General features: G+C 45.8%; 13 protein-coding genes. 11 read left to right on the plus strand and 2 right to left on the minus strand.

The window, feature by feature from the left end; all coding sequences use genetic code 11:
• Positions 1 to 227 precede the first annotated feature (227 nt).
• The 4 genes from V2H45_RS16350 to V2H45_RS16365 all read left to right on the plus strand — a co-directional run bounded on the left by V2H45_RS16350 (position 228) and on the right by V2H45_RS16365 (position 4,508).
• Positions 228 to 2,441 (plus strand): IMS domain-containing protein, encoded by a 2,214-nt coding sequence (locus V2H45_RS16350; protein ID WP_330484727.1) that lies wholly within the window; start codon positions 228 to 230, stop codon positions 2,439 to 2,441.
• A gap of 12 nt (positions 2,442 to 2,453) precedes the next feature.
• On the plus strand, positions 2,454 to 3,509 hold the full coding sequence (lpxD, locus tag V2H45_RS16355) for a UDP-3-O-(3-hydroxymyristoyl)glucosamine N-acyltransferase (protein WP_330484728.1): 1,056 nt from the start codon (positions 2,454 to 2,456) through the stop codon (positions 3,507 to 3,509).
• Between the two features lie 191 nt (positions 3,510 to 3,700).
• Positions 3,701 to 4,138, plus strand: coding sequence for a hypothetical protein (locus V2H45_RS16360; protein ID WP_330484729.1), 438 nt, complete (start codon positions 3,701 to 3,703; stop codon positions 4,136 to 4,138).
• Between the two features lie 160 nt (positions 4,139 to 4,298).
• On the plus strand, positions 4,299 to 4,508 hold the full coding sequence (locus tag V2H45_RS16365; protein WP_330484730.1) for a hypothetical protein: 210 nt from the start codon (positions 4,299 to 4,301) through the stop codon (positions 4,506 to 4,508).
• Between the two features lie 160 nt (positions 4,509 to 4,668).
• Here the strand turns inward: V2H45_RS16365 and V2H45_RS16370 are convergent, their stop codons facing one another.
• Complete coding sequence (locus V2H45_RS16370; RefSeq protein ID WP_330484731.1) at positions 4,669 to 5,280, minus strand: heme-binding protein; 612 nt, start codon at positions 5,278 to 5,280, stop codon at positions 4,669 to 4,671.
• A 219-nt stretch (positions 5,281 to 5,499) separates the two neighbouring features.
• Here V2H45_RS16370 and V2H45_RS16375 point away from each other — a divergent pair, with 219 nt between their 5' ends.
• Positions 5,500 to 5,757, plus strand: coding sequence for a DUF3134 domain-containing protein (locus tag V2H45_RS16375; protein WP_330484732.1), 258 nt, complete (start codon positions 5,500 to 5,502; stop codon positions 5,755 to 5,757).
• Between the two features lie 218 nt (positions 5,758 to 5,975).
• Here the strand turns inward: V2H45_RS16375 and cbiT are convergent, their stop codons facing one another.
• Positions 5,976 to 6,578, minus strand: coding sequence for a precorrin-6Y C5,15-methyltransferase subunit CbiT (cbiT, locus tag V2H45_RS16380; RefSeq protein WP_330484733.1), 603 nt, complete (start codon positions 6,576 to 6,578; stop codon positions 5,976 to 5,978).
• Positions 6,579 to 6,664: 86 nt separating this feature from the next.
• On the opposite strand from cbiT, the gene V2H45_RS16385 reads away from it, so the two are divergent.
• The 6 genes from V2H45_RS16385 (at position 6,665) to V2H45_RS16410 (ending at position 12,513) form a co-directional block, all read left to right on the plus strand.
• The gene (locus V2H45_RS16385; protein ID WP_330484734.1) at positions 6,665 to 7,402 is read left to right on the plus strand and encodes an SDR family oxidoreductase; all 738 of its coding nucleotides are present in this window, start codon (positions 6,665 to 6,667) and stop codon (positions 7,400 to 7,402) included.
• A 431-nt stretch (positions 7,403 to 7,833) separates the two neighbouring features.
• Positions 7,834 to 8,613, plus strand: a complete 780-nt coding sequence (gene folE / locus V2H45_RS16390; RefSeq protein ID WP_330484735.1) for a GTP cyclohydrolase I — start codon at positions 7,834 to 7,836, stop codon at positions 8,611 to 8,613.
• A gap of 55 nt (positions 8,614 to 8,668) precedes the next feature.
• Positions 8,669 to 9,286 (plus strand): thylakoid membrane photosystem I accumulation factor, encoded by a 618-nt coding sequence (locus V2H45_RS16395; protein WP_330484736.1) that lies wholly within the window; start codon positions 8,669 to 8,671, stop codon positions 9,284 to 9,286.
• Positions 9,270 to 9,734 (plus strand): (2Fe-2S) ferredoxin domain-containing protein, encoded by a 465-nt coding sequence (locus V2H45_RS16400; protein ID WP_330484737.1) that lies wholly within the window; start codon positions 9,270 to 9,272, stop codon positions 9,732 to 9,734. The genes V2H45_RS16395 and V2H45_RS16400 overlap by 17 nt, the downstream gene beginning before the upstream one ends.
• Positions 9,735 to 9,863: 129 nt before the next feature.
• Positions 9,864 to 10,547: a DUF1345 domain-containing protein gene (locus tag V2H45_RS16405; RefSeq protein WP_330484738.1), complete on the plus strand. Its 684-nt coding sequence runs from the start codon at positions 9,864 to 9,866 to the stop codon at positions 10,545 to 10,547.
• A gap of 136 nt (positions 10,548 to 10,683) precedes the next feature.
• The gene (locus V2H45_RS16410; protein WP_330484739.1) at positions 10,684 to 12,513 is read left to right on the plus strand and encodes an ABC transporter ATP-binding protein; all 1,830 of its coding nucleotides are present in this window, start codon (positions 10,684 to 10,686) and stop codon (positions 12,511 to 12,513) included.
• Positions 12,514 to 12,775: the final 262 nt, after the last annotated feature.

Below are 12,775 nucleotides of genomic sequence, written 5' to 3' on the forward strand. Positions count from 1 at the left end.
CAGCCTTTAAGGTTCAGGGAAATTTTAAAGACGCCGAGACATTCAAACAAATTCAGAATCTAAATCCCCAAAGAGCTTGGTCTTTTTAGATTAAGTTTAAGCATTATAAAAAAAATGTAGCTAAAATACAGCTTTAGGGTATAATGCGGGCGTTTAGTGTGTATTTGCGTATTCATAGAAAACTTTCGGTCGGTAAAACAGACTAGTGTTGTAGTAGGAAGTAGAAGGTGAGGATTCCCCTAGACTATTATCGTATTCTGGGCTTGACATCGCAGGCTACGTTTGAGCAGATTCAACTGACTCATCGTGACCGCGTTCTTTCTATGCCACGCCGAGAATATTCTGATGCCGCGATCGCCTCTAGAAAGCGAATCATTGATAGTGCTTACGCTTTACTGTCAGATCCAGCTCGACGGCGTGACTATGATGCTAGCGTTGCCTTAGAGTTGGAAGAACAAGCTGCCGATCCCGAGCAAAAAACAGAACGCAGCGACTCTGTATCCACTGAACTCGAAATAGAGGATCAAGATTTACCTGGGCTCCTCCTCCTGCTTCACGAGCTAGGTGAGTACGAACAAGTTTTAACCATTGCCCAGCCTTACTACGATCCCGACGCGATCTCTTTTCAATCTGTACGCGTATCGCGCGATCCCGACGTTACCCTGACTGTCGCCCTCTCCTATTTAGAAGTTGGCAGAGAAAACTGGAAGCAGGGTCAATATGAAAGTGCTGCCCAATCCTTAGAGTCTGGGCAAGAACTTTTGCTGAGAGAGGGCTTGTTTTTGAGCGTGCGCAGTGAAATCCAAGCAGATTTGTTTAGACTTCGCCCCTACCGCATTTTAGAGTTACTAGCGGCTCCCGATAGTAAAGTTGCGGAACATCGTCAAGGCATGTTGCTGCTCCAAGAAATGCTAGAAGCCCGTAGAGGCATTGATGGCACAGGCAACGACTCCTCAGGTTTGGGGATTGATGATTTTCTCCGCTTCATTCAACAGCTACGGGGCTACATGACTGCTGCCGAGCAACAGACCCTATTTGAAGATGAAGCCCGTCGTCCTTCTTCGGTGGCAAGCTATCTCGCCGTTTATGCTTTGATTGCACGGGGATTTTCTCAACGGCAACCAGCATTGATTCGACGCGCCAAGGGGTTATTGGTTAAGCTCAGTGTCAAACAGGATATTTATTTAGAGCAGGCGGTTTGTGCTTTGCTACTGGGACAAACCGAAGAGGCAAGTAATGCCCTCGAAAAAAGTGGTGAGCGCGAGCAAATTGCATTTATTCGGCGTAACTCAGAGGACTCTCCAGACCTACTCCCAGGGCTCTGTTTGTACAGCGAGCGATGGCTACAAGAAGAGGTCTATCCTCATTTTCGCGATCTGATCAACCAAGTTGTTTCCTTAAAGGATTATTTTGCTGACGATCAGGTGCAGTCCTATTTGGAAGAGTTGCCAAACACCAACGGTCTGGGTAATTCAGATTGGGTTATGCCCTCTTTTTCTAGTCGTATTACGACAACTGCATCCCCTGACTTAGGAAATGATTCTGAGAATGAATATGTATCGCCATTAAATGGGCGATCGGAAACAAAGGTTGGCTTTAGAGAAGGTGCTAGGTTTGAAACTCCACCTGAACGTAGAATAGAATCCAAAGTCCCAGCCTACACTGCTGAAAGGACAAGTCGGTTAGGCAGAACTTCTCTCTTAGATCGTCCAACGTCCGATCTCGATCGCAAGACAAGTACCCATAGCAATACCCGTACCCTGCCACCCTTACCTAAACCAAGGGAAAATGCTAGACAAGGCTTGAGAGAAAGTGCAAAAGATCACAAGAAGTCTTCTCCTTCACGCTCCAGAAGGGTAAAGCCCCAAAGGTTCATTTTGTTGCTTTTGATTGTCTTTGGTCTAATGGGTGGATTGATTAGTCTATCCGTTTGGGCTTGGAAATCACTCACGAGCCCTCCTAAAGCAGAATCAGTGGTGAGTATGGAGCGTTCTCTAGCTCCCTTGCTAACATCAGCTAAATCGGAGGGCTTAACGGTAACTGCAAAGCCGGGTCCGATGGATAAAGATATTGCCATAAAACTGATCGAGTCATGGCAAGCTACGAAATCTAAGGCATTGGGAAATGCTTACGATACTGAGGCTTTAACCAGTATCTTGACTGAGCCTGTTTTATCTGACTGGAAGTCGCGGGCAAAGGAACTGAAATCGAGTAATTCTTATTTGCAATATATCTCTAAGCCAGCAGAGGTCGTGAAGGTCACTCCCGACGGCGACGATCGCGCTAGGGTAACAGCAAAAGTTTCTGAGACGCGCAACTACTTCAACAATGGCAACCTCGATGCCAGTGCCTCTAAGTCTGATACGAGCTACTTGGTGGAATACGATTTTGTGCGTAAAGACGATAAGTGGCTGATTCGAGATATGCTCGTTTCTGAATAAATCTGGCACAGCATGAAATTTAGTGAATTACTAGCAAAGTTAGGTCTCGATCTAACCGAGGTTAGGGCGGATTTTAGCGACGGCGATCCCGAAATTACTGGCGTAGCAACCCTTGCGGATGCTACAGCTAGCGATCTGGGCTTTCTAGAAAATAATCTCTTTTTTCGACAGGTAGCTGAAACGAAAGCTGCTGCTTTAATGATTGGTGACGATCCAGAGGCGATCGCGCTGGTGAAATCTCGGTCTATTCCCCATGTGGCAGTGCGTCAGCCCCGCTTGCTGTTTGCAAAGGCGATCGCCTTCTTTCACCCCCCTTGTCTCCCAGAGCCCGGCATTCACCCCAGTGCGGCGATCGCACCTGATGTCCACCTCGGTGAATCTGTGTATATTGGTGCGCATGTTGTAATCGGCGCGGGTTGTCGGATTGGCTCCCATGCCTATATCTATCCGAATGTCACCATTTATGAAAATGTGACCATTGGCGATCGCACGGTGCTGCATGCCAACTGCGTTATCCATGCCCGTAGCATCATTGGCGAACGTTGCACGATCCACAGTGGGGCAGCGATCGGCTCTGAAGGTTTTGGGTTTGTCCCCAGTGCTGATGGTACTTGGACAAAAATGCTGCAAGTGGGGCGCACTATCCTAGAAGATGATGTGGAAGTTGGCTGTAACGCCGCGATCGATCGCGGGGCGCTAGGTGATACTCACATAGGACGGGGCACTAAAATTGATAACCTCGTTCAAATTGGTCATGGTTGCAAGACCGCTGAAAACTGTTTGATGGCAGGTCAAGTGGGACTGGCAGGGGGTGTAGAGCTAGGTAAAAATGTGATTTTGGCGGGACAGGTTGGGATTACCAACCATATTAAAGTTGGCGATCGGGCTGTGGCAGCAGCACAGTCGGGGATCGCCCACGATGTTGAGGCGGGCACTCAAGTCATGGGTTACCCAGCGATCCCCGCAAAAACATTTTTTAAGGCTACGGCTGTGTTTCGTCGTTTGCCCGAACTCAATAAAATGGTTAGAGAGTTACAAAAGCAGCTAGATAATTTGGTAGGTAAGTAATTGCCGCATATAGCCATCCTTAATGCGTTGTAATTAATTTGTAGCGCAGACATCTTGCCTGCAAGGGCTAAAAAGCTCGTACTGCATTTACAAACAATTAAGGAGCGCTATAAGTAATAATTACTAACTGTTATTGACGCTGTTTGATTCATTTATTTCATTGACAAATCACGCAATTTATTTAAGACAAAATGGCAACAGATACACAGACTCCAGAAGAATTATTTCAACAAGGACTAGAGCGATATAAGGCAGGCGAAGAGGCAGCAGCCCTCATTCCTATATTTCAAAAAGTCTGCGATCGCCAACCTAAGGTCGCCAGTAGTTGGATTTGCCTATCATGGCTTTACTTACTCGATCGAAAGTCAGCCCTTGCTTACAAAACAGCACTCAAAGCGGTTAAGCTCAGCCCCGAAGATCCCCAAGCAAGAATTAATCTTGCGATCGCCATGCTAGAGACATCTCAAAAAGGCGTGCGGGAACATATTGAGGCAGCACAAAATTGGCTGATGATTTTAAAAGAGATGAAAGAGGAAATTGTTGAGAATTTTGAAGAAGGTAAGCGGCGTAGACCCGACTGGAAAGAGCTTGAACGGGTAGAAAATTGGGTGTTTGAAAACAATACTTAAAATTGATCCCCGAATTGTCAAAAGATCCTTAACGCAAGCTTACATATCTTTACTAACTGACCTGTCCCATGAGTTAAAACTTAACGCAGTCAAGCGATCCCCAGTGTTAGACTAGCCCCATAAATAAATTTAATAGCTAGTTTTCAATGGAGTTTTAATCATGATCGACAACGTTAGAGTTAGACCCGACACCCGTAACCACAAAGGCTTTTTCGTTTTAGAATCTTCTTATAAATTGATGGATATCGATCAAAATGGTTGGGCACTGATTTGCCTTGACGATCATATGTGTCATTACGTAGATCCTGACGATCTAAAAATGCCAAGAGGCTGGAAAAAAATGCAGAATGAAAAGGCGGTAAGTGCCTAACTTGTAAGGTATGTTTATCTTCTTTTCATCGGATTTCTTTGGTTCAATTCGTCACTTAAAAATATGGTTTGGCATTTGAGTCTCGTCGTGCCAAGCCATATTTTTTTTAGTGTTATTAATTTTGAGCAGGCAGCTTTAATCTGTTGACTAGAGTAATCGTCTAAATCGCCCGAATGGGGATCTGAACCTCACTACGCTTGAGCGGTGCGGGTGTAAACGGTGAATCATAAAAGAAACGACGCGGCTCACCGATCGCTTGATATTCTGGATGCTCGGCCAACCATCGCTGTAATTTTGCCAGATTGTCCTGATAGCTGGTATAGCTATAGGCTCCTTGAATGCCGATACTAACCACCAACATGGGTGGATGGTCTTCGACTTTAATGTCTTTAGCCACTTGCTGCGGCACAATATCTGTACTGCGGTAGAGAAAAGATACTTGGGCGATGCCTCTATCTACCTTGCGATCGAGGGTTTCTGTAGGATACCGTGCCTCAACAGGAGAGGTCATGGCAATATTATTGCTACTAATATGGTTGTAAAGAGGATTGAAAGCATTCCCTGTAGCATCTTCAAGTTTGCCCTCATAAACATAAGTCCCCGAACGGTAGGCAGGGTATTGTTTGACTTCAATGCGATCGCTGGGGGTAGGCGCAGGAAAACCAACGGGTAGAGGGGTAGCCATAGCTTGTTGAGCCTGTTGATAGATGCCAAAAATGACAATGGGAAGCGCAATTAGTCCGAGGGTTAGTAACAAATTTTGTAGCTTCATAGCTTCATTGTAGGCTGTAAAAAAATGCTCATACTATTTTCACAAAAGCTGCGACACGCTTTTGTGAAAAATCATGCGTAGCACAGAACTCAAACCTGACTCTATGACCATTTCAGTTGAAATCGATATTCAGTAAAAATTGTCTAGTAGATAGGGTTATGAGAATTGTGTTACCTTGGAGTTTGTGAAATAATCATCTCTGCAATTACCCTGCCCGATATGTATAATCCCTCCCTGCGTGAAGAACCCAGAAATAAACCCGCCTCAGTCGTTACCTCTAAGCAGCAGGCATCGATCCTCAACTGGCTCGAATCTACAGGTCGGTTGATTGCACGCGAAGCCGTTCCTAGCGTATATGGTGATGATACGGAAGAACTCAATGAATTAATGCTAGGTGATGATGCCAGTTATCTAGACGATGAAGAAGATGATGACGATGATGATGATGTTGTGTCTGACGATGATGATATCGTCTAGATTCTAATTTTTGGATCGTCCTCTTGCTCTAGCTATAGTTAATAACATAGTTAATAAAAAACAGCTCCATTACAGTTTTATGTAATGGAGCTGTTTTTGTATGGATTTGAGATAAAAAAAGCACAACGATCTCATAGAGAGAGCTGCATCCTAAGTGCGATCGCGAATATGCGCTAATGCTGAAAATTTTTATAATCCTTCCATCAACTTTCTCAAAACTACTCTAATTTCTCACCACTGAGAATAAAGATCGGATTGACCGCCGCAAAGGTTTGGCGAGTCCCTCTGGCTTCTAAACGATTGACCGAAGACTGAACAACTTCCACATTGCGAACTTGGAGCTGCGCGAAGCCCTCAGAAATACCATACAGCCCCTCTAGGGTATTGGCTGTGGCAATTACCCTGCCGCCGATCGCCAAACGTTGCCAGCAAAATTCTAAAATTTCTTTGACCGAGCGACCACCCTCAATACAGATGCGATCGGGAGCTTCCTTCAGTGTCTCAAGACATTCTGGGGCATTGCCAACAATGATCTCGACATTTTTGACCCCAAATTTTTGGCAATTGATCTTAATCAGTTCAGCAACATCTTCATCGCGTTCGATCGCGACGACTCGCCCATTCGGACACATAAGCCCCGTTTCAACGGGAATAGTGCCTGTACCTGCACCGATATCCCACAGTATAGAGTTGGCGCGCAAACGCAGATGACCAATCATCAATAGCCTAACTTCACACTTACTCATGGGAATACCAGGTAAGCGCTCAAATAGATCGTCAGAGATACCGGGGGTGATGTACGGCCAGATTGGTGTTTGCATAAATGAATCTTTGGCTCCCACTTTTACGCGATAAGTCTGCTCAATACTATTGCATACTGAGAAAAAACACGAGTTAAGCGATCGCTATGTCAAACAATCTTGCTGGTAAAAAAGTTATCATCACGGGCGCAAGTAGCGGCATTGGAAAACAGGTGACGCTGCAATTGCTCCAAGCAGGGGCAGAGGTTGCCTTAGTCAGTCGCAATCCTGCCAATGTCGCGATCGAGTTGGTCGGAGCCGTGGCAGAAACCAAAGCCAAAGCCAAAACCTACGCGATCGATTTAGCCAATGTCGAGCAGGTGGCAAGCCAGATCGGACATGTAATCGCAAACCTAGGTGGGGTCGATATTTTAATCAATAATGCAGGGATGGCCTATGTGGGCGAAATTATTGATATGCCCTTAGCCACTTGGCAAAGCCTCATGGATTTAAATCTCACCAGCGTGTTTCAGTGCATTCAAGCGGTGTTACCGACAATGCGATCGCAAGGCAATGGCACGATTGTCAATGTTGCCTCGATCGCGGGCAAACAGGCATTTCCCACTTGGGGAGCCTATAGCGCCAGTAAGTTTGCCCTCCTAGGACTCACCCAAGCCTTAGCGGCGGAAGAGCGATCGCACGGCATTAAAGTCATGTCTATTTGTCCCGGCTCTGTAGATACGCCTTTGTGGGATACCTTGGGTGCGGAAGTAGCGGCAAATTTCGATCGCAAAATGATGTTACAACCTGAAACGGTAGCTGAAGCAATTCTCAGTTTGCTGACCCTACCTCCTAGTGCTGTAATTACCGATTTGGTTCTCATGCCCAATGCAGGGGTGTTATAAACAGGTGAATTCTCATTTCCATAAGTAGAAATACTCAAGAATCAAATTCTCCATGGGATTAGGAGCGTGAGGAATTCATCTATTCAGAACTTTTGGGTGATTTTATTGAAGATTGCGAACAACTAAATTGTGTGTTGATTTAGAATTGTAAAAGTGAATCTTAAGTCAATATAAAAAATTCAATCTATGGGCAGAAGATAGATATTTGCAGATCGGTGATGATAGGAACTCGGCTGCTTGATAACTGTTAAACCCTTTAATGGTATTTAGCAACTGTATCCGATGGCAACATCCGGACACAGATTTGTCGTGGCAATATCCAATCATCATTTAGCCCTATAGCTTGTTGAGTTCGATCTTTTCTAGATCAAGCATGCCCCTGCCACAGCTAAAAATTCCTTTGTATCGTCAAGCAAAAGTTTTAAATTAACATGACAATTTCAGTCCCCCGTCCTGCTGCTGTCAATCCTGATAACGATCCGAGAGATTCGCGCTCGGCAATTTCATCCCTAGAGCAAATTTTGATCCAACAGCCCATTTCGGAAGTCATTCGCGATCGCATCGAAGCGGCTGGCGATCCTTATTTTGCCAATGACAACATTGCGCATCATCTCAGCGATGAAGAAAGAGAGGCACTGAAATTAGAAATTCAAGCCAAGCTGCAAAGCGTATTTGACTCTCTAATTATCGATACAAAAAACGATCACAACACCAGAGAAACAGCGCGGCGCGTTGCCAAAATGTATGTCGATGAAGTGTTTAAAGGACGCTATTATCCCATGCCCAAGGTCACCGATTTCCCCAATGCTAAAGAATTGGATGAAATCTATACGCTAGGCCCGATTACGGTGCGTTCTGCCTGCTCTCATCACTTTGTCCCGATCGTCGGTCAAGCTTGGGTGGGGATTTTGCCTAGCGATCGCGTCATTGGCATTTCTAAATTTAACCGTATTGTGGATTGGGTCATGAGTCGCCCGCACATTCAAGAAGAAGCGGCTGTAATGGTGGCTGACACGATCGAAAATCTGATTAAGCCCAAGGGCTTAGCGTTTGTGATCAAAGCCCAGCACATGTGCATGAGCTGGCGCGGGGTCAAGGAACCAGAGACCAAAATGATCAACTCGATCGTACGTGGTGCATTTAGAAGCGACCCTTACATGAAGAAAGAATTTTTTGACTTGATTCGCGCCCATGGGTTCCATGAGTGCTAAGTTGTTATCCATAGCTAGCACTTGTGAATAGCTTTTACATAGCTTGGAATATACGATGAATAGTTGGTTATCCGATCGCCTGCATGGGTGTTTAAGTTTGTCATTGGGTCGTGTTTTGGCGAGGTTTTTACAGCGCGGACTTACCTTAGCGATCGCATTTTTGTGCATCGTTGGGTTATCTGGGCTGTTCTCTCCCTCTGCCTCGGCAGTTTTGACAGACGATCGCTATGACGGCAATATCTTTGCACTCTATGGTGGAAATGGTTCGCTCGTACCTGCGAGAGTCAACCTCAAAGAATCCCTGCGGCTAGGGCGAGGAGCGTTGCTGTTGTTTTATGTCGATGATAGTTCTGACTGCAAGCTTTTCTCCCCATTGCTCAATCAAATGCAGGCTTTTTATACCAAAAACCTGACCTTAATTCCCGTACCCGTCGATAGTTTAGACCCCGACACTTCTAACTATTCCCCTACCGATGAAGGCTTTTACTATAGAGGTTTAGTGCCCCAAACCGTGCTGATTAATGCTGAGGGCGAAAAGGTGTTTGACCAAGAGGGTAGAATCGAATTCCCTGTCGTCGATGTGGCTGTGCGTCAGATGTTGGGCTTGCCCGGAATCAATCCCGCCTATCAATTTCGCAATACTAAAAAGCAGATTAATGAAATCAACCCCTGATGTTGCGATCGCAGATGCTGCCTTAGATAAAGAATCTGGGACAGATTTGGAACAACACCAGTCTGACCCAATTCCATCAGAGATTGAGAAAATCCTGCGCGATCGCGTCCAAAAGCTGTCAATCGATCGGATCGAGCGACATCTCTTTCTTTGTGCCGATCAGACCAAGCCCCTCTGCTGCCAAAAGGAAGTCGGGCTAAAAGTTTGGGACTATCTCAAAAAACGGGTTAAGGAACTCGATCTCGAAGCCCATACCTTTCGGACGAAGGCAAATTGTCTGAGGGTATGCGAACAGGGCCCAATTTTAGTGGTTTATCCTGAAGGCGTTTGGTATCACTCGGTGACTGAGTCCGTCCTAGAGCAGATTTTGCAAGAACATATCATCGGCGGCAAGGTAGTTAGCGATTATGCCTTTGTGGTTCCGCCCGAAGGAACGCGATCGCTCTAAGGTTTTAGAATTCTGAAGAATTCGTAGGGGCAATTCATGTGCCCCTACGATAGAGGTTTGGGTTTCGACTCCGCTCAAACCACGGCGCAAAGCGAAGTCAAGAATCTTTGAATTTGAGGCTTTTAATGTATGAATCCTTTGCATCGTCCTAAACTCCCTCGGCATTGGAGCGTGCGCCCCCGACTTCTAATTTCTATCTTCGTTGCTGTAGTCGTTTCCGTTTTACTGCCATCTTGGTTTAAGCTCTCTACGCACCTGCTCTGCATGTGGGATGCAGGCATGGTTTGCTTTTTAGGATTAACTTGGTTGTTGATGCTCAAAGGAAACCCTGAGAACATGCGCCGCAATGCCCAGAGCCAAGACGAAGGACGTTTTGTGATTTTGAGCTTAATTGTGGCGGCCGCCTGTGCCAGTATTCTGGCGATCGGCTTTGTGCTCCGAGATACCAAGGGCGTCGAAACAGGGCTATTGATTTTGCGGGTAACGCTTTTAGGGGTGACGATTATTGGGTCTTGGTTGCTCGTGCATACAATTTTTGCCATGCATTATGCCCATGAATATTATCAAGATCACAAAATCCTGAAAGATAGTCATGCAGGTGGTTTAGACTTTCCCGATGATATCGAACCCGACTACTGGGACTTTTTATACTTCTCTTTTGTGATTGGCATGACTAGTCAGGTTTCAGACGTTGCCATCCGATCGCGATCGCTGCGGCGATTATCTTTATTTCATGGCATTCTTTCTTTCTTTTTTAATACCATGATTGTGGCAATGAGTATCAATATCGTTGCAGGCTTAATTCAGAGTTAGAGCTAGCAACTCTTGGGCGATCTACTATGCAACCGTGAGAACTACATCCTTAAAAGCCTTCGATTATGATACTGAAACGCTGAAAGCTAAAGATTCCAGCATATAAACGATCGACGTTAAACCTAGCGTAAATGTAATGTCCCAACTCTCATCAAAAACTTCTAAAAAGTCTTCAGAGCACCCATTCATCCGCTTGCTGAAGTATGGGCACCACTATAACCAGCTCATCTTACAAGCAACTACCTGTTCGATTCTCAACAAGATTTTTGACCTTGCCCCACCCGCACTGATTGGGGCAGCCGTTGATGTCGTCGTCCAAAAAAAAGATTCCCTGATTGCCCATATGGGGATTGTCGATATCCCCAGCCAACTTTTGGCATTATCGCTCGTGAGTGCGGTGATCTGGGGCTTAGAGTCTATCTTTGAGTATGCCTTTGCGCGGTTGTGGCGAAATTTAGCCCAGAATATTCAACACGACCTGCGGTTAGATGCCTATAGCCATTTACAGGAATTAGAACTGGCTTTTTTTGAAGAGCGCAGCACGGGTGGATTGATGTCTATTCTCAGCGATGACATTAATCAATTGGAACGATTTCTCGATGGTGGAGCGAATGAGGTATTGCAGGTTACAACTACCGTACTGATTATTGGCGGAGCCTTCTTTTACCTTGCGCCCAGCGTCGCGGGAATGGCGATCTTACCGATGCCCTTCATTCTTTGGGGGTCGATCGCTTTTCAAAGTCGGCTAGCCCCAAGGTATGCTACTGTGCGCGAAAAGGTAAGCCTGCTCAACGGGCAGCTATCGAATAATCTCAGCGGCATCACCACGATTAAAAGCTTTACGACCGAGGCATACGAAAAGAAACGCATTGAAATCGAAAGCAATCGCTACCGTCAAAGTAATCGCCATGCGATCGCGCTCAGCGCTGCTTTTGTCCCTCTAATTCGGATTGCGGTATTTGCTGGGTTTATTGCGATTCTCTATCTCGGTGGTATTGAAACCGTGGCGGGAAGGCTCTCGGTCGGTGCGTATAGTGTCATGGTCTTTCTCACCCAACGGTTGCTCTGGCCCTTGACCCGCTTGGGCGAAACCCTCGATCAATATCAACGGGCAATGGCTTCCACCAATCGCGTCTTAGATTTGCTCGATACACCCATTGAGATTCATTCTGGACATCTGACGCTACCCCAAAGCGATTTGTCAAGCACTAATGGAACCTCTTCAAAAATCAGAGGGGAAATCGAACTGCATGATGTCACCTTTGCCTATAAGGATAGACATCCTGTGGTTAAGGAATTGTCTCTGCTGATTCCTGCGGGCAAGACGATCGCGATCGTCGGTGCGACAGGCTCAGGCAAAAGTACGCTTGTGAAGCTGCTCATGCGGTTGTATGAAATTCAATCGGGAAAAATCACTTTGGATGGCATTGACATTCGAGAACTGCAACTCAAAGATTTGCGCTCCTGCATTGGTTGGGTGAGCCAAGATGTGTTTTTATTTCATGGCTCTGTACTGGAAAATATTGCCTATGGAAGTTTTGATGCCTCTGCCGATCGCATTGTGGAAGCGGCAAAGATTGCGGAAGCCCATGATTTTATCGAGCAGTTGCCTCAAGGCTATGACACGATTGTGGGCGAACGCGGTCAAAAACTGTCAGGCGGGCAAAGACAGCGCCTAGCGATCGCCCGCGCAGTTCTACGCAATCCCCCGATTTTAATTTTGGATGAGGCGACTTCTGCGGTGGACAACGAAACCGAAGCGGCTATTCAAAAATCCCTAGAACGCATTACGGCAAATCGCACCACGATCGCGATCGCGCACCGCTTATCCACCATTCGCAATGCCGATCGGATTTATGTAATGGAACGCGGTCATCTAGTGGAGCAGGGACAACACGAAGAACTCGTTGCACAGCAAGGTATCTATGCAGATCTCTGGAATTTACAAATAGGACAGTTGAGTTAGCTTGTTGGGTTCCATAATTTTCGGGGCATTTCACCGCATTGGGAGTGTTATCTAAAAAGTTTCAGTATAATCACCTAATCTAGGGTAAACATACTGAAATTTTCCGTATAATACATAGTTAGACAGACTTGGTTACTAATGGGGGCGAAGCCAAAAACTAATCTGTTAGCACTCACTTTTTTATCTTCACTTAGATTTTCAAATACCACGCCAATTCAAGGATGAAATGCAACGCCTAGAGATCTTTGCGTAAAGGGACTCA

The sequence above is a fragment of the Tumidithrix elongata BACA0141 genome (genome assembly GCF_036349135.1).
Lineage (GTDB): Bacteria > Cyanobacteriota > Cyanobacteriia > Pseudanabaenales > Pseudanabaenaceae > Tumidithrix > Tumidithrix elongata.